The 16693-nt window shown below is 66.2% G+C and carries 14 protein-coding genes; 1 reads left to right on the forward strand and 13 read right to left on the reverse strand.

The genetic code is table 11. The features are described from left to right. Positions 1 to 9: 9 nt before the first annotated feature. The 13 genes from NG900_RS18430 to coq7 form a co-directional block, all read right to left on the reverse strand. Complete coding sequence (locus NG900_RS18430; protein ID WP_252682804.1) at positions 10 to 1005, reverse strand: D-alanine--D-alanine ligase; 996 nt, start codon at positions 1003 to 1005, stop codon at positions 10 to 12. Continuing rightward, positions 1002 to 2432: a UDP-N-acetylmuramate--L-alanine ligase gene (gene murC / locus NG900_RS18435; protein WP_252682805.1), complete on the reverse strand. Its 1431-nt coding sequence runs from the start codon at positions 2430 to 2432 to the stop codon at positions 1002 to 1004. The genes NG900_RS18430 and murC overlap by 4 nt, the downstream gene beginning before the upstream one ends. Positions 2433 to 2441: 9 nt before the next feature. Further along, positions 2442 to 3530, reverse strand: coding sequence for an undecaprenyldiphospho-muramoylpentapeptide beta-N-acetylglucosaminyltransferase (gene murG / locus NG900_RS18440; RefSeq protein ID WP_252682806.1), 1089 nt, complete (start codon positions 3528 to 3530; stop codon positions 2442 to 2444). After that, the gene (gene ftsW, locus NG900_RS18445) at positions 3527 to 4768 is read right to left on the reverse strand and encodes a putative lipid II flippase FtsW (RefSeq protein WP_252682807.1); all 1242 of its coding nucleotides are present in this window, start codon (positions 4766 to 4768) and stop codon (positions 3527 to 3529) included. Before ftsW ends, murG begins: the two co-directional genes overlap by 4 nt. Continuing rightward, positions 4765 to 6264, reverse strand: a complete 1500-nt coding sequence (gene murD / locus NG900_RS18450) for a UDP-N-acetylmuramoyl-L-alanine--D-glutamate ligase (RefSeq protein WP_252682843.1) — start codon at positions 6262 to 6264, stop codon at positions 4765 to 4767. The genes ftsW and murD overlap by 4 nt, the downstream gene beginning before the upstream one ends. Positions 6265 to 6407: 143 nt before the next feature. Next, complete coding sequence (gene mraY / locus NG900_RS18455) at positions 6408 to 7577, reverse strand: phospho-N-acetylmuramoyl-pentapeptide-transferase (protein ID WP_252682808.1); 1170 nt, start codon at positions 7575 to 7577, stop codon at positions 6408 to 6410. 15 nt (positions 7578 to 7592) lie between these two features. Beyond that, complete coding sequence (locus tag NG900_RS18460; protein ID WP_252682809.1) at positions 7593 to 9035, reverse strand: UDP-N-acetylmuramoyl-tripeptide--D-alanyl-D-alanine ligase; 1443 nt, start codon at positions 9033 to 9035, stop codon at positions 7593 to 7595. Further along, positions 9032 to 10588, reverse strand: coding sequence for a UDP-N-acetylmuramoyl-L-alanyl-D-glutamate--2,6-diaminopimelate ligase (locus NG900_RS18465; protein ID WP_252682810.1), 1557 nt, complete (start codon positions 10586 to 10588; stop codon positions 9032 to 9034). The genes NG900_RS18460 and NG900_RS18465 overlap by 4 nt, the downstream gene beginning before the upstream one ends. Next, positions 10585 to 12372, reverse strand: a complete 1788-nt coding sequence (locus NG900_RS18470) for a peptidoglycan D,D-transpeptidase FtsI family protein (RefSeq protein ID WP_252682811.1) — start codon at positions 12370 to 12372, stop codon at positions 10585 to 10587. Before NG900_RS18470 ends, NG900_RS18465 begins: the two co-directional genes overlap by 4 nt. Continuing rightward, positions 12369 to 12704: a cell division protein FtsL gene (ftsL, locus tag NG900_RS18475; protein ID WP_252682812.1), complete on the reverse strand. Its 336-nt coding sequence runs from the start codon at positions 12702 to 12704 to the stop codon at positions 12369 to 12371. The genes NG900_RS18470 and ftsL overlap by 4 nt, the downstream gene beginning before the upstream one ends. 18 nt (positions 12705 to 12722) lie before the next feature. Then, positions 12723 to 13682: a 16S rRNA (cytosine(1402)-N(4))-methyltransferase RsmH gene (rsmH, locus tag NG900_RS18480; RefSeq protein WP_252682813.1), complete on the reverse strand. Its 960-nt coding sequence runs from the start codon at positions 13680 to 13682 to the stop codon at positions 12723 to 12725. Between the two features lie 9 nt (positions 13683 to 13691). Beyond that, positions 13692 to 14120: a division/cell wall cluster transcriptional repressor MraZ gene (gene mraZ / locus NG900_RS18485; RefSeq protein ID WP_104657203.1), complete on the reverse strand. Its 429-nt coding sequence runs from the start codon at positions 14118 to 14120 to the stop codon at positions 13692 to 13694. A 352-nt stretch (positions 14121 to 14472) separates the two neighbouring features. Continuing rightward, entirely contained in the window at positions 14473 to 15117 is a 645-nt protein-coding gene (gene coq7, locus NG900_RS18490; RefSeq protein WP_252682814.1) for a 2-polyprenyl-3-methyl-6-methoxy-1,4-benzoquinone monooxygenase, read from the reverse strand. Positions 15118 to 15497: 380 nt separating this feature from the next. Between coq7 and NG900_RS18495 the strand changes: the two genes are divergently transcribed. After that, the gene (locus NG900_RS18495; RefSeq protein ID WP_252682815.1) at positions 15498 to 16679 is read left to right on the forward strand and encodes a porin; all 1182 of its coding nucleotides are present in this window, start codon (positions 15498 to 15500) and stop codon (positions 16677 to 16679) included. Positions 16680 to 16693: the final 14 nt, after the last annotated feature.

The raw sequence follows: 16693 nt of genomic DNA on the forward strand, positions 1-16693 counted from the left end.
CGGTTTCGCTTACTCGGGTTTCCAATCGGCGCTCGCGTGCAACTCCAGCGACGCGGACGCCGCCAGTTGCAACACGAAATCCTCGTAGCTGATGCCGGCGGCGCGCGCACCCATCGGGACCAGCGAATGGCCGGTCATGCCCGGCGACGTGTTCATCTCCAGCAGGAACGGCGAGTTGTCGGACTTGCGCAGCATGATGTCGGCGCGGCCCCAGCCACGGCAGCCCAGCCCGCGATACGCCTGCACCACCAGCGCCTGCACGCGCGCGGCCACGTCGGCGGGAATCGGTGCCGGGCACTCGTAGCGCGTGTCGTCGGTGAAGTACTTGTGCTGGTAGTCGTAATTGGCCTGCGGCGCGACGATGCGGATGAGCGGCAGCGCGGTGGCGGTCTCACCTTCGCCGATGATCGGGCAGGTCAGCTCATCGCCGTCGATGAACTGTTCGGCCATCACGTCGCGGTCCAGGCGCGCGGCCTTCTCGTAGGCGGCGGGCAGCTCGGCCACGTTCGTCACCTTGGTCAGGCCGATCGACGAGCCCTCGCGCGCCGGCTTGACGATCAGCGGCAGGCCCAGGCGGTCGACCACGGCCTGCCAGTCGGCATCGGCGTGCAGCATGACGAAGTCGGGGGTCGGCAGACCGTGCGTTTGCCATTGGCGCTTGGTGGCTTCCTTGTCCATCGCCAGCGCAGACGCGAGTACGCCGCTGCCGGTGTACGGAATGCCGAACTGCTCCAGCAAGCCCTGGATCGTGCCGTCTTCGCCAAAGCGGCCGTGCAGCGAGATCACCACGCGGTCGAAACCCTGCTTGGCGAGGTCGGCCACCGGCTGCAGGCCCGGATCAAACGGATGCGCATCCACGCCGCGTGAACGCAGCGCCGCCAGCACGCCATTGCCCGACAGCAGCGAGATTTCGCGCTCGGCCGATCGGCCACCGAGCAGCACGCCAACCTTGCCGAGGGACTTCGGATCGATGGTCGGATGCGCAACGAACGGACCGGTACTCATGCTGCCGCTCCTTCCGAACGCGCATCAGCCTGCAACGCGACGACTTGACCAGGCACTTGCCCGATCGAACCGGCACCCATGGTGATGACCACGTCGCCGTCCTGCGCCGCATTGAGAATCGCTTGCGGCATGTCTTCAATCTGTTCCACGAATACAGGCTCGATCTTGTTGGCCACGCGCAGTGCGCGCGTGAGCGCTCGGCCGTCGGCGGCGACGATGGGCGGCTCGCCGGCGGCGTACACCTCAGCCAGCAGCAGTGCATCGACCGTGCCGAGCACCTTCACGAAATCTTCAAAGCAATCGCGCGTGCGCGTAAAGCGATGCGGCTGGAAAGCCAGCACGAGGCGGCGATCCGGGAATGCACCGCGCGCGGCGGCCAGCGTGGCGGCCATCTCGACCGGGTGATGGCCGTAGTCGTCGATGAGCGTGAAGTGGCCCTTGCCGTCAGCCGTCGGCACTTCGCCGTAGCGCTGGAAGCGCCGGCCCACCCCGTTGAACTCGGCCAGCGCCTTGACGATCGCCTCGTCCGGCACTTCCAGCTCGGTGGCGATGGCGATGGCGGCCAGCGCGTTCTGCACGTTGTGCAGGCCCGGCAGGTTCAGCGTGATCGACAGCGGCGGCTCCGCATGGCCGTTGAGCTGACGGATCACCGTAAATTCCATGCGGCCATCCACGGCGCGCGGGTTGACGGCACGAATCTGCGCGTCTTCGGCAAAGCCGTAGCGCACCACCGGCTTGGACACGAACGGCAGGATCTCGCGCACGTTCGGATCATCCACGCACAACACGGCGATGCCGTAGAACGGCAGGCGCTGCGTGAACTCGATAAAGGCCTGCTTCAGACGCGAGAAATCGTGCCCGTAGGTCTCCATGTGATCGGCATCGATGTTGGTGATGACTTCGATCACGGGGAACAGGTTGAGGAACGACGCGTCGGATTCGTCCGCCTCGGCGACGATGAAGTCGCCCGTGCCCAGCCGTGCGTTGGCGCCGGCAGAGTTCAGGCGACCACCGATCACGAAGGTCGGGTCGAGCCCACCCTCGGCGAGTACGGAGGCGACCAGGCTGGTGGTCGTCGTCTTGCCGTGCGTGCCGGCAATGGCGATGCCCTGCTTCAGACGCATCAGCTCGGCCAGCATCACCGCGCGCGGCACGATGGGGATGCGCTTGGCACGCGCGGCCAGCACTTCCGGGTTGTCGCCGCGCACAGCCGTGGACACCACCACGGCGTTCGCCCCGACGATGTGCTCGGGCGCATGGCCCTGCATGATGGTCGCGCCAAGCGATGCCAGGCGCTGCGTGGTCGCGCTTTGCCCCAAGTCCGAGCCCGTTACGCGATAACCGAGGTTCAGCAGCACCTCCGCGATGCCGCTCATGCCGGCGCCGCCGATACCTACAAAATGGATGTTCTTGACGATGTGCTTCATAAATCTTCCCTATGCCCTTGCCACCGAAACACAAACGTCGGCGACACGCTCGGCCGCTTCGGGCCGCGCCTGCTCGCGTGCTTTAGCCGCCATATCGGCCAATTGAGCACGCGTCAGGTGCGCGAGTGTATCCGCCAGCGATGCCGGACTCAGTTCCGGCTGGGGCACCAGCAAGGCCGCGCCGCGATCAGAGAGGAAGCGCGCGTTGGTGGTCTGGTGGTCGTCCACCGCATGCGGGAACGGCACGAACAATGCAGCGACACCCGCGGCGGCCACCTCGGAAACCGTCATGGCACCCGCGCGGCAGATCACGAGATCGGCATGCGCATAGGCAGCGGCCATGTCGTCAATGAAGGGCACGGCCTGCGCATGCGCGTCATCGATGCCGGCGGCAGCGTAGTTGGCGCGCAGCGTGTCGATCTGCTTGGCGCCCGCCTGGTGGATGACGATCGGGCGCGTGTTGGCCGGCAGCAGCGCCAGCGCCTTCGGTACTGTGTCGTTGAGCGCCGCGGCGCCCAGGCTGCCGCCCACGACCAGCACGCGCAGCGGGCCGGTGCGCTCGGCGTAGCGCGCCTGCGGCGACGGCAGCGTTGCCAGATCGGCGCGGATCGGGTTGCCGACCCACTCGGCGCCGGACAGCGCGTTCGGAAACGCGCACAGCACGCGATCGGCCACGCGTGCGAGCACCCGATTGGCAAGACCGGCAATCGAATTCTGTTCGTGCAGCACCAGCGGGCGGCCCAGCAGTACGCTCATCATGCCGCCCGGGAAGGTGATATAGCCGCCCATGCCCAGCACCACGTTCGGACGCACGCGACGCACGACGCCGAGGCTCTGCCAAAACGCGCGCAGCAGATTGAGCGGCAGCAGGAACTTGGTGACGAGGCCCTTGCCGCGCAGCCCACCAAACTGTACCGACTCCAGCGGGAAGCCATGCTTGGGCACCAGTTGCCCTTCCATGCCGTTCGCATTGCCCAGCCACACGACCTTCCAGCCGCGCGCGGCCAACAGCTTGGCCACCGACAGCGCGGGGAAGATGTGGCCGCCCGTACCACCGGCCATGACGAGAAGGGTGCGCGGTGACGAACCTGCCGTCATACCTTGCCCCCACGCATCATGACGCGGTTTTCATAGTCGATACGCAGCAACAGCGCGACCGCCACGCAGTTCATCAAGATGCCCGAACCACCGTAGCTCACCATCGGCAGCGTCAGGCCCTTGGTCGGCAGCAGGCCGAGGTTCACGCCCATGTTGATAAACGCCTGCCAGCCGATCCAGATACCCAGACCCTTGGCAACCAGCCCAGCGAACGTGCGATCAAGCTGCAGTGCGGTACGGCCGATTTCGAACGAGCGGCGCACCATCCAGTAAAACAGCAGGATCACGATCAGCACGCCGATGAAGCCAAGCTCCTCGCCGATCACAGCGAGGATGAAGTCGGTGTGCGCTTCCGGCAGGTAATGCAGCTTTTCGATGCTGCCGCCCAGGCCAACGCCGGTCCACTCGCCGCGGCCGAAGGCGATGAGCGAATGCGTCAATTGGTATGCCTTGCCCTGCGCGTATTCCTCTTGCCACGGATTCAGGTAGGCAAAGATCCGCTCGCGCCGCCACGGCGACAGCAGAACCAGCAGCGAGAACGTCGACACCGCCGTCAGGACCAGCCCGCCGAACAGCTTGCCGTTCACGCCGCCCAGGAACAGGATGCCCATCGCCACGGCCGCGATCACCAGGAACGCGCCCATGTCGGGCTCCAGCAGCAGCAGCGCACCCACGAAGGCCACCGCCACGCCCATCGGCAAAAAGCCCTTGCGCACGCTCTGCATCCAGTCCTGTTTGCGCACCGTGTAGTTGGCGGCATACAGCACCACCGCCAGCTTCATCAGCTCTGACGGCTGGAAGTTCATGACGCCCAGCGGCAGCCAGCGGCGGGCACCGTTCACGCCCTTGCCCACGTGCGGCACCAGCACCACGATCAGCAACACCAGCGCGATGATGAACAGCTTGGGCGCGTACTTGTCCCAGAACTTGACCGGAATCTGGAACGCCACGACGGCACCCACCACGCCGATCACCAGCGAGAAGATGTGGCGAGTCAGAAAGTGGCCGTTGCTGTAATTCGCGTACTTGGGCGAATCCGGCAGCGCGATCGACGCCGAATACACCATCACCAGGCCGAGACCCAGCAGCACGATCGCCACCCACATCAACGGCTGGTCGTACTCCATCATCTTGGAGCGCGTCGGCTTGACGCCCGAGACGGCATCGCGCAGGCCGCCCCACGCGTTGCCGATGGTCGCGCCGATGAAGCCGCTGCGCTTGATCTGGGCGTCGCTCATAGCATCACTCCCCGGTCTGCGGCCAGCGCGGCCACGGCTTCGTGGAACACCTGGGCGCGATGTTCGTAATTGCGGAACATGTCGAAGCTTGCGCACGCCGGCGACAGCAATACGGCATCGCCCGGTTGGGCGAGTGCGGCCGCTTCCTGCACGGCGGCCTCCAGCGTCGGGGCATCGAGCAACGTGACACCGGTATTGGCCAGCGCCTCGCGGATCAGCGGCGCATCGCGACCGATCAGCACCACGGCGCGCGCGTACTGCGCGACCGGCGCGGCCAGGGGCGAGAAGTCCTGGCCCTTGCCATCGCCGCCCGCAATCAGCACCACGTGCTTGGACAGGCCCGAGAGCGCCGCCACCGTCGCTCCGACGTTGGTGCCCTTGCTGTCGTCAAAGAATTCGAGATCGTCAAACGCGGCGATCAGCTCGACCCGATGCGGCTCGCCGGCGTAATCGCGCAAGCCGTGCAACAGCGCGCTGATCGGCAGACCAATTGCGCGGCACAGCGCAAGTGCGGCCATCGCGTTGGTGGCGTTGTGCAGGCCGCGGATGCGCAGCGCGTCGGCTGGCATCAGGCGCTTGAGGCGCACCGGCACGGGCGCGGGGGGGGGCGTGTCGCCCTTTTTGCGGCGCGTCGGTTTCGGCAGATCGTCCTGGTCGGCTTCGGCCAGCACGATCCACGGCATGCCGCCTTCGCGTAGCAGGCCGAGTGCATCGGGCGTGGCGGGCTCGTCGGTCCCGAAGGTGACGTCGCCACCGGTCTTGCTGGCGAAAGCCATCACGCCCGCGTCCTGGCGGTTCAGCACGCGCGCGGTGTTGGCGCCGAAGATGCGGCCCTTGGCGGCGGCATAGGCGTCCATCGTGCCGTGCCAGTCGAGGTGATCCTGCGTGATGTTCAGGATGGTCGCGGCGTCGGCGTCGAGCGTGTGCGTGGTTTCCAACTGGAAGCTGGAGAGCTCCAGCACCCACACGTCGGGCAGCGTGCCGGCGTCGACACACTCGGTGAGCTTGTCCAGCGCCGACGGGCTGATGTTGCCCGCTACGCCGACGGTCTTGCCGGCGCGCTCGACCAGGGCGCCCGTGAGCGCGGTAGTGGTCGTCTTGCCGTTGGTACCGGTGATGGCCAGCACGCGCGGCGCGTAACCCTGTGCGGACTCGAGCCCCGCCAGCGCGCGCGCAAACAATTCGATCTCGCCCCACACCGGCACGGTCCATGCATTGGCGTCAGCCAGCAGCGCGGCGACATTGGCATCCAGCGGCGACAGGCCGGGGCTGATCGCCACCAGCGTCACGCCTTCCAGCAGCGACACGGCAAACGGGCCGCTCACGAACTCGGCGTCCGGCACATGGGCGCGCAGCGTCGGCAGGTTGGCCGGTGCTTCGCGGGTGTCGGCCACGCGCACCCGTGCGCCATGGCGAGCACACCAGCGCGCCATCGCCAGGCCGGATTCGCCCAGGCCGAGCACCAGCACGAACGGCGCGTCGAACTCGCCGAACATGCGCGGCGACTGCGCGGTCTCGGCAGCGGGCATCGGCTCGGCGGAGTCGAACGTGGCGGTCACGGCCTCCACTGCCGCTTCCGGCGGGGGGGCCATGTCGTCGTCCTCGGGTGCGGTGGGCTCGATCATGTCTACCATGTCCGTCACCGCAGCTTCAGGGTCGACAGGCCGATCAGCACCAGCATCATGGTGATGACCCAGAAGCGCACGACCACCTGCGTCTCTTTCCAGCCGGACAGCTCGAAATGGTGGTGCAGCGGCGCCATGCGGAACAGGCGCCGGCCCTCGCCGTAGCGCTTCTTGGTGAACTTGAACCACATCACCTGCAGCATCACTGAGACAGTCTCGGCCACGAAGATGCCGCCCATGATGAACAGCACGATCTCCTGGCGCACGATCACGGCGATGGTGCCGAGCGCGCCGCCCAGTGCCAGTGCGCCGACGTCACCCATGAACACCTGCGCCGGATGCGCGTTGAACCACAGGAACGCCAGGCCGGCGCCGGCCATCGCCGAGCAAAAAATCAGCAGTTCGCCCGCGCCCGGGATGTGCGGGAACAGCAGGTACTTGCTGTAGACGGCGCTGCCCATCACGTAGGCGAACACGCCCAGCGCGCTACCCACCAGCACGACCGGCATGATGACGAGGCCGTCCAGTCCGTCCGTCAGGTTCACCGCATTGCTGGAGCCGACGATGACGAGGTACGTCAGGATGATGAATCCGAACACGCCCAGCGGGTAGCTGATCTCCTTGAAGAACGGCACGATCAGGTGCGACTTGGCCGGCAGGTTCAGCGACAGGCCGCTGCGCACCCAGTCCATGAACAGCTCGAGCACGCGCATGTTGCTGGTCTCGGACACCGAGAACGCCAGGTACGCCGCGGCAAACAGGCCGATCACGGTCTGCCAGAAGAACTTCTCGCGCGAGGACATGCCCTTCGGGTCGCGGTACACCACCTTGCGGTAGTCATCCACCCAACCGATCGCGCCGTAGCCCAGCGTGACCAGCAGCACGATCCAGATGAAGCGGTTGCCCCAATCGGCCCACAGCAGCGTGGACACGGCAATGCCGATGAGCACCAGCACACCGCCCATGGTGGGCGTACCGGCCTTGACCAGGTGGGTCTGCGGGCCGTCCGTACGCACAGCTTGGCCGACCTTCAATGCGGTCAGCCGACGGATCACCAGCGGCCCGAACCCGAGGCCGATCACCAGCGCCGTGAGGGATGCCATCACGGCCCGGAACGTCAGATAGTTGAAGACGCGCAGGAAGCCGTAGTCGTTCTGCAGCCATTGCGCCAATGCCAATAACATGGGTTCTTGCTTCCCTTAATGCTTCTGTTGTGTGGAAGATCCGGTCGCTGCTCGTGTTTCAACTTGTGCAGCCGGGTCTTTCAAGACCAGCGCTTCGACAATGCGTTCCATTCGCATGAAGCGCGAGCCCTTCACCAATACTGTCGCGGCCGGTGCAATGCCCGGCACGCCGTGTTCAATCAGGTCTTCGGCAGACGCGAAATGCCGTGCGCCCGCGCCAAAGGCATCCACCGTGTGGCGCGCCAGTTCGCCGGTCGCCAGCACCGCATCGATGCCGCGCTCGCGCGCATACGCGCCGATCTCCTCGTGGAATGCCGGACCCTGCGTGCCCACTTCGCCCATGTCGCCGAGCACCAGCCAGCGCGGCGCCGGCAGCGTGACGAGCGCGTCGATGGCTGCACGCACGGAATCCGGATTCGCGTTGTAGGTGTCGTCGATGACGAGGCCACCGTGCGCGCCCGGCTTGCGCTGCAGCCGGCCCTTGACCGGCGCGAAGTTGCCCAGCGCCTGCGCAATCACGTCGGGTGCCACACCGGCGGCCAGCGCGCAGGCCGTCGCCGCCAAGGCGTTGCGCGCGTTGTGCAAACCCAGCAGCGGCAGCGTGATGACGAAGCGCTGGCCCGGGGCCTGCACGTCGATGCGCTGGCCGTCGGCGGTGTCCGCTACGGTGCCGCGCACGGCGCCGGCATCGATACCAAAATCGAGCACACGGCGCGAGCCCGCGGCCGCTTGCCACACCGGCGCGTATTCACCACCGTTGGCGGCATCGCGCGGATACACCGCCACGCCGTCGGTCGGCAGCGCGGCCAGCACGGCGGCGTGTTCTTCGGCCACCGCTTGCACGCTGACCATGAATTCCTGGTGCTCGCGCTGCGCGTTGTTGATCATCGCCACCGTCGGCTGGGCGATGGCGGCCAGCGCGGCCGTTTCGCCCGGATGGTTCATGCCAAGTTCAAGCACCGCCAGCTTGTGCTGCGCATTCAGGCGGAACAGCGTGAGCGGTAAGCCAATGTCGTTGTTGAAGTTGCCGGCGGTCGCCAGACGGGCGTCCTCGCCCACGGCCTGCGCGAAGATCGCGGAGATCATCTCCTTGACCGTGGTCTTGCCGTTGCTGCCCGTCACCGCCACGACCGGAATCGGGAACTGGCGGCGCCAGCCGGCGGCGAGCTGGCCCAGACCCGCGCGCGTGTCAGCCACGGTGAGCACCGCCACGTTGGACATATCCAGCGTGGCCGCCGGCGCGCGCGATACCAACACGGCCGCCGCGCCTCGCGCCACTACCTCGGGCAGGAAGTCGTGCGCGTCAAAGCGCTCGCCGATCAGCGCGACGAACAGATCGCCGGGCTGCACGGCGCGGCTGTCGGTCGTCACACGCAGGATGGCGGCGTCGGGGCCGGCCAGGTGCGCGCCGGACATCCTGGCCGCGGCATCGGCAGCGCGCATCATCACGGGGCTCATGCGTTCACCCCCCGTGCTGCGAGCGCCAGGCGCACATGTTCCTGATCAGAGAACGGCCGCTTGCGACCAGCAATTTCCTGCGTCGATTCATGCCCCTTGCCGGCCACGACAATCACGTCATGCGCGTCGGCGTGGCGCACCGCGTGCAGGATGGCGGCGGCGCGATCTTCGATCTGCGCGGCGGCATGGGGGTTGTCCATGCCATCAGCGATCTCGTCGAGGATGTGTTGCGGATCTTCGCTGCGCGGATTGTCGGAAGTAAGCACCACGTGCTGCGCCAGACGCTCGGCGATGGCGCCCATCTGCGGGCGCTTACCGGGGTCGCGATCGCCGCCGCAGCCGAACACGGCCCAGAGCTTGCCGCCGCGCGTTTCGGTAATCGGCGCGAGTGCGCGCAGCGTCTGCTCCAGCGCATCGGGCGTGTGGGCGTAGTCGACCACCACCAGGGGGCCATCTTCGCCGCCGAAGCGTTCCATGCGGCCGCTCACAGGCGTGAGCTTTTCCAGGCGAGCGATGGCGTCCTGCCACGGCACACCGGCCGCCAGCAGCGCGCCGAGCACGCCCAGCAAGTTGGATACGTTGAACAAGCCGACCGTCGGCGCATGCACCGTCGCGTGACCAAAGCTGCCGTCCACATCGAACGTCGTGCCGGTGCGGTGTGCGCGCACGTTGGTGGCACGCAGCCATTGCCTGGCACCGTTCTGCGCGGCAGCGTCGCCGTCAATGCCGTATTCGATGGTGTCGATCTCTGCACGCGCGCTCTGCAGCAGCCGCACGCCGGCCGCGTCGTCACGGTTGATGACAGCCGCACGCAAGCCCGGCCAGCCAAACAGGCGTGCCTTGGCGAGCTCGTACTCGGCCATGGTGCCGTGATAGTCCAGGTGATCCTGCGTGAGGTTCGTGAACACCGCGATGTCGAAGCGGGTACCGTCCACGCGGCCTTGCTCCAGGCCGTGCGACGACACTTCCATGGCGATGGCGCGGGCGCCCGCGCGGTGCAGGTCGGCGAGGCTGTGCTGCAGCTGGATGGCATCCGGCGTGGTGAAGCCCGTGGCTACCAGCGCGTCGACAAACCCCGTGCCGAGCGTACCCACCACTGCGCAACGCTCGCCCTGCTTGGTGAGCGCCTGCGCGATCCACTGCGAACACGACGTCTTGCCGTTGGTGCCGGTCACGCCAATCACACGCAGCGCCTCAGGCCCCGGCACGCCGTACCACTGCGCGGCCAGCGGGCCAGCCAGCTCGGCCAGGCCGTCCACGGGAAGGATGCGCACGGGTGTGTCGGCGGGCATGGCATAGCCGTGGGCTTCAGCCAGCACGGCGGAAGCGCCGGCCTCGATGGCCAGGGGAATGTGCGGACGGCCATCGCCATGCTGGCGCACGTTACCGAGCACATAGGCGACGAACACATCGCCCGTCTTGAGCTTGCGCGTGTCACTGGTGATGTCGGCGCCGGCGGGCACTTGCGTACGCAGCCAGTCGAGCACGGGCGCCAGACGCACGGCGATGGGCGTGCGATCGGACGTCAAGGTGCTGGTGGATCGGCTGGTCATTGCAGCCCTCCCACGGGTTCTTCCGGCACCTCCGGGGTCATCACGAGCTGGCGCACGGGCGAATCCGGCGGCACGTTCAGCGCGCGCAGGGTGCCGCCCACGATCTGCGAGAACACCGGCCCGGCCGCGCCGCCGCCATAGCGGTTGCCCACGGTGGGCTCGTCCACGCTCACCGCCACGATGATGCGCGGGTTCGACATCGGCGCCAGGCCAATGAACGAGGCACGATACTTGGAGCGGTCATAGCCGCGCCCGGTGTGCTTCCAGGCCGTGCCGGTCTTGCCACCCACGCGGTAGCCCATCACCTGGGCCTGGGGCGCGGTGCCGCCGGGCGCCGTCACCGTTTCCAGCATCTGACGGACCTGCCGTGCCACCTCTGGCGAGATCACACGCTCGCCCTGCGGCGGCTGGCCGTTGGTGCGGTACATCGTGATCGGGATCAGCTCGCCGTCGTGCGCGAAGATGGTGTAGGCATGCGCGATCTGGAACAGCGATACCGACAGGCCGTAGCCATACGACATGGTCGCCTGCTCGATGCGGCGCCACTTGTTGGCCGGCCGCAGCCGCCCCGCCACCGCGCCTGGGAAGCCGATCTTGGGCGCCTGCCCCAAGCCGACGCTGGTAAACATGTCCCACATTTCCTGCGGCTTGAGCGTCATCGCGATCTTGGTCGTACCGATGTTGCTCGAGTGCTGGATGACCTGCGCGACCGTCAGCGTGCCGTAGTTGCTCGTGTCCGAAATGGTGGCGCCTTCGAAGCTGAATTTGCCATTGGTCTGCACCAGCGTGTTGGGCGTCACGCGCTTGAGTTGCAGCGCCAGGCTGATGGTGATCGGCTTCATCATCGAGCCGGGCTCGAAGGTGTCGGTCAGCACGCGGTTGCGCAGCTGCTCGCCCGACAGGCGGCTGCGGTCGTTCGGGTTGTACGTGGGGTAGTTGGCCAGTGCCAGTACCTCGCCGGTCTGGGCATCCAGCACGATGGCGCTGGCCGCCTTGGCGTGCGTGCGCTCAATGGCGGCCTTCAGTTCGTTGAAGGTCAGGTACTGGATCTTGGCGTCGATCGACAGGGTCTGGTCATGCCCGTCGCGCGGGGCCTTGAGCACGCCCACATCTTCCACCACGCGGCCCAGGCGGTCCTTGATCACCTGGCGCTGACCGGCGGCACCCGCAAGGTCCGACTCGCGCGCCAGCTCCATGCCTTCCTGACCCTTGTCCTCGACGTTGGTGAAGCCGACGATGTGCGCCATCGCCTCCCCTTCCGGGTAGAAGCGCTTGTACTCGCGCGTCTGATAAACACCGTCGATCTTGAGCGCGGCAATCTGGTCGGCCACGTCGGGCAACACCTGGCGCTTGAGGTAGACGAAGCCCTTGTCTTCGCCCAGCTTGGCGGCCAGCTCCTTGTTGCTCATGCCGAGCAGCTTGGCCAGTTTCTGCATGTCGGCGCCCGGCACGTCGTTCGGAACGTCTTCCGGCACAGCCCAGATGGCCTTCACCGGCAGGCTGGTCGCCAACACCAGACCGTTGCGATCGAGAATCTTGCCGCGCGTGGCCGGCAGCTCCAGCGTGCGCTGGAAGCGCTTCTTGCCCTCGGCTTCATAGAAGCGGTTGCCTGGCCCCTGAATCCACAGTGCGCGGCCGATGAGCGCCACGAACGCCGCGAACATCAGGAACACGACCAGCTTCGAGCGCCACATCGGCAAGCGCAGCCCGAGCACCGGGCTGGCGGAGAACTGGCCCAGGCGCGCGCGCGCCGTGGTGCCGTTGGTTTTGCGTGCGCCGCTCATGGCTGGACTCCTGAAGCCGTGGGCGCGCTGGCCGTGGTGGAGGCACTGGCCCCAGCCGCCGGCACATCGGCAAACCCCTGCAGATACTGCGTGCGGCCCGCCTGGGCGGGCGCCATCTTCAATTGCTTGCTCGCGATGTCGGCAATGCGAGCACTCTTGCCCAGCGCGCTCTGCTCATATTGCAGGCGCGACCAGTCAATATTCAGTTGCTTCTCTTCCGCCTGCGCGCGATCCAGCGCGACAAACAGTTGCCGCGCCTGATGCTGTGCGTTGACCAGCGACAGCGCGCACAGCACCAGCGCGGTCAGCAGGAACATGTTCAGGCGGTTCATATCAGGCGGCCTCGTCGATCAGCAACGCTCTGCCACGCGCATGATGGCCGAGCGCGCACGCGGGTTGGCCGACACCTCGGCCTCCGACGGCTTTACGCGGCCAAGCAGGCGCAACTGCGGCGCCGGCAGCTCATGCGCACGCAGCGGCGCCCGACGCATTTCCGGCGCGGCGGATTGCTCCGGGCGCGCCAGGGCCTGCATGAAGCGCTTGACGATGCGGTCTTCCAGCGAATGGAAGCTGATCACGACGAGACGTCCCCCCTGTTCCAGGCGATCAAAGGCGGCCTTCAGACCGGTTTCGAGGTCCGCAAGCTCTTGATTGACGTGAATCCGTAAAGCTTGAAAGGTGCGGGTCGCAGGGTCTTGACCCTTCTCGCGTGTTTTGACGGCTTGCGCCACGAGCGCGGCAAGCTCGGATGTGCGATCGAGAGGACCTCGATCCCCGGATTGGCTCCGGCGAGCAACAATCGCCTTTGCAATCTGTACAGCAAACCGTTCTTCCCCATAGTCCCGTATCACCCTCGCAATGTCGCGCTCGTCAGCCTCGGCCAGCCATTGGGCTGCGGTGATGCCGCGCGTGGTGTCCATCCGCATGTCGAGCGGGCCGTCCATCCGGAACGAGAAGCCACGTGCGCCTTCGTCGATCTGCGGCGAGCTGATGCCCAGATCGAGCAGCACGCCGGCCACCCGTTCAATGCCGCGCACGTCCAGGCACTGGGCCATCTGCGCGAAGCTGTCATGCTCAATAGCGAAGCGGGCATCCTCTACGGTGCCCGCTTCGGTGATTGCTGCCGGGTCCTTGTCGAAGGCGACGAGTCTGCCGCCGGGCCCCAGCCGCTCCAGGATGCGCCGGCTGTGCCCGCCCCTCCCGAAAGTTCCATCGATATAGATGCCGTCGTCGCGCCAGATCAGCGCATCGACCGCTTCGTCTAAAAGCACCGTTTGATGGCGCAGTCCCGTACTGGCTTGGGTAGTCATCTCGCGTCATCAAAAGGAGAAATTCTTGAGGGCGTCGGGCATGCCTTGCGCCATGGCGGCCTGCTCCTTCGCGGTGTACGTGGCGGCGTCCCAGACTTCGAAGTGACTGCCCATGCCGAGCAGCATCACGTCGCGTTCCAGGCCAGCCGCCGTGCGCAGTTCAGGGGTGATGAGAACGCGGCCGGCGGTATCGAGTTCCACGTCGGCGGCACTGCCCAGGAAGATCCGTTTCCACCAGTGGGCTTCCATCGGCAGCGCGGCAATGCGCTCGCGAAAGCGTTCCCACTCGGGGCGCGGAAACAGCATGAGGCAACCGTCCGGGTGCTTAGTCACAGTCACCCGGCCTTCGGCCTGCAGCTGAAGCGCTTCGCGGTGCCGCGACGGAATGGACATCCGCCCCTTGGCATCCAGCGTCAGCGCCGACGCACCCTGGAACACGTTGGATTCTCTCTCCGTAACCGCTTGGAAATGGCCCGCAAAACGACCTGTTCAAACCACAAAACTACACTTTCTGACACTGTTTCCCACTTTAGAGGAACGACTTTAGGCGGTCAAGGCTTGCGGAGCCTTGCGAGAGGGAAAATTTGCAATCAGAACAATGACTTAGCGCGCACCGCACTGCAGCGCCAAACAGTTTTCCCAATCAAATGAAGGAGATAGCGCGGTTTATGTAGAAACCACGTGAGAGAACCGCACGCAGTAACACCCGCAATTCGAGCGAATCGACCGCAGACGAGAGCGCTCGGGCGAATGGAGGAGCGCGATGTGCCGCCGGGCGGCGGCACGGGCGTCAGATGCGGTAAGCGGTGGTGGTCATGATGCGTGACGCGGCACGCATGGCTTGGCGGATGGGCGCAGGAAGGTCGATACCACCGGCCTGGCGCGCGTGATCGCCGTGACGGATTTCGTCATCGCGCATCTGGGCCACGATGGCGCGCGAGCGGGTGTCCTGTTCGGGCAATGTGTCGAGATGGCCATCGAGATGGTGCTCGACCTGGCGCTCGGTCTCGGCGACGAAGCCGAGGCTGATCTTGTCGCCCAGGCGCCCCGCCACCGCGCCGATGGTGAATGCGCCGGCGTACCACAGCGGGTTGAGCAGGCTCGGGCGGTCGTTCAATTCCTGCAGGCGCTGGGCGCACCAGGCGAGGTGGTCTTCTTCTTCGCGTGCGGCTTCGTCGAGCTGGGCTCGGATGGCCGGGTCTCGCGCGAAGAGCGCCTGGCCCTGATACAGCGCCTGGGCGCAGACCTCGCCCACGTGGTTCACCCGCATCAGACCGGCGGCGTGGCGGCGGTCGGCCTCGGAGAGCTTGGCCGCATCGTCTGCGGAGGTGAGAGCCGCGATGACGGCATCAGCGGGGTTCGGTCGGCTGGCGCGGGTGATGCCGGCCACCGCGCGCAAGGCACGGTCGAATTCGGGAATGAAGCGGTCGAGCATGAGTGCAGGCGCCGCCGGCAATGGCGTGCGGCGCAATCGCCATTGTAAGGCCGGCGCCAGCCAAGACCTTGCTTGCGGTCAGAACCGGATCGTCCAAACACAACTGTACGGGATAACCCTGCAGGCGCGCGGATCGCATCGAAAATCGCAAGAAATGGCGGGCGCACATCGGTGATCTATTCCGAATTCGGAAACAGCCTGTTGCCGGGATCAGACAGCAAACGCGCGTTTACGAACATTCGTTCGCAAATTTCGACCAAGCCCTGTAACGCGTTGATACATTAGTCAGCGACTTCGTTTGAAAGTCATGGGGCGGGGAGACGGAAACGGAGGGTCTGCCCGCCACCCAACTCAATAAATAAGGATCTGGAGACCGACCGATGAAGAAATCGCTGCTGGCAGTGGCAGTGCTGGGCACGTTTGCGGGTGTTGCGCAGGCTCAGTCGAGTGTGACGCTGTATGGCGTGGTCGACGCGAACGTCGAATACGTCAACCATGAGCAGGCCGTTACGGCGGCCGGTGTCGCCATTCCGGGCAGCAGCGGATCGCGCGTCGCCATGCAGGCCGGTGGCCTGTCTTCCAACCGTTGGGGCTTGCGCGGCGTCGAAGATATCGGCGGCGGCCTCAAGGGTCTGTTCGTGCTGGAATCCGGCTTCGGCATGGACACCGGCACGCTGCAGCAAGGCGGTCGCCTGTTCGGCCGGCAAGCCTTCGTGGGCCTGCAGGGCAACTGGGGCAAGATCACGCTGGGCCGCCAGTACACGACGATCTTCGACATGATGGCGAACTTCTCACCGAGCGGTTACGCCACGCAGTGGGAACCGGTCGTGGGTCTGCTGGGCGCGAACTTCCGTGAAGACAACGTGGTCAAGTACGGCGCCGCCTTCGGTCCGGTGACGGTCGAGGCGCACTGGATGTTCGGCGAGCGTGCAGGCAGCAACACGGCCAACTCGGGCTACGGCGCCGGCGCGAACTACTTTGCCGGTCCGTTCGGTTTGGGCGTGGCGTATGACGAGGTGAAGGTGCTGACGGCGGCGGAAGCGCTGGGCCTGTCGGGTGGCAACGAATACGCCCGCGACAAGCGGGCGGCTGTTGCAGCCAGCTACACCATGGGCCCGGTCAAGCTGATGGGCGGCTACCGCTATGGCAACACCGCAGCGCCGTCGAGCGGCGCCGCAGCAGCCCTGACGCCGCACCGCGACGATCTCTACTGGCTGGGCGTGAACTACCAGGCCACCCCGGCGCTGGGCCTGACGCTGTCGTACTACTACGACAACATCAAGGAAGCGACCATCGGCGGCGCCACGGTCAACCCGCGCAACCCGCAGCAATGGAACTTCATTGCCGACTACGCCCTGTCCAAGCGTACGGACGTGTACTTCACGGCCGCATACGCACGCAACGCTTCGCTCAACTGGGATTCGATCGGCTACGTGACCAACCCGGCAACGGGTGCGCAGACGTCGGTGGGCTACCTGCCGGCCGCATCGCAGACGTACTTCATCACGCCGGACTCGACCAACCAGCTGGGCGCGGCCGTCGGTATTCGTCACAAGTTCTGACGCGCAGTTTCGCT

Source organism: Ralstonia soli (assembly GCF_023955655.1).
GTDB lineage: Bacteria > Pseudomonadota > Gammaproteobacteria > Burkholderiales > Burkholderiaceae > Ralstonia > Ralstonia soli.

Excerpts from the sequence above, each read along its gene's own strand:
- NG900_RS18430 (WP_252682804.1), bottom strand. The coding sequence starts at position 1,005 with ATGAGTACCGGTCCGTTCGTTGCGCATCCGACCATCGATCCGAAGTCC.
- murC (WP_252682805.1), bottom strand. The coding sequence starts at position 2,432 with ATGAAGCACATCGTCAAGAACATCCATTTTGTAGGTATCGGCGGCGCC.
- murG (WP_252682806.1), bottom strand. The coding sequence starts at position 3,530 with ATGACGGCAGGTTCGTCACCGCGCACCCTTCTCGTCATGGCCGGTGGT.
- ftsW (WP_252682807.1), bottom strand. The coding sequence starts at position 4,768 with ATGAGCGACGCCCAGATCAAGCGCAGCGGCTTCATCGGCGCGACCATC.
- murD (WP_252682843.1), bottom strand. The coding sequence starts at position 6,264 with ATGTTCGGCGAGTTCGACGCGCCGTTCGTGCTGGTGCTCGGCCTGGGC.
- mraY (WP_252682808.1), bottom strand. The coding sequence starts at position 7,577 with ATGTTATTGGCATTGGCGCAATGGCTGCAGAACGACTACGGCTTCCTG.
- NG900_RS18460 (WP_252682809.1), bottom strand. The coding sequence starts at position 9,035 with ATGAGCCCCGTGATGATGCGCGCTGCCGATGCCGCGGCCAGGATGTCC.
- NG900_RS18465 (WP_252682810.1), bottom strand. The coding sequence starts at position 10,588 with ATGACCAGCCGATCCACCAGCACCTTGACGTCCGATCGCACGCCCATC.
- NG900_RS18470 (WP_252682811.1), bottom strand. The coding sequence starts at position 12,372 with ATGAGCGGCGCACGCAAAACCAACGGCACCACGGCGCGCGCGCGCCTG.
- ftsL (WP_252682812.1), bottom strand. The coding sequence starts at position 12,704 with ATGAACCGCCTGAACATGTTCCTGCTGACCGCGCTGGTGCTGTGCGCG.
- rsmH (WP_252682813.1), bottom strand. The coding sequence starts at position 13,682 with ATGACTACCCAAGCCAGTACGGGACTGCGCCATCAAACGGTGCTTTTA.
- coq7 (WP_252682814.1), bottom strand. The coding sequence starts at position 15,117 with ATGCTCGACCGCTTCATTCCCGAATTCGACCGTGCCTTGCGCGCGGTG.
- NG900_RS18495 (WP_252682815.1), top strand. The coding sequence starts at position 15,498 with ATGAAGAAATCGCTGCTGGCAGTGGCAGTGCTGGGCACGTTTGCGGGT.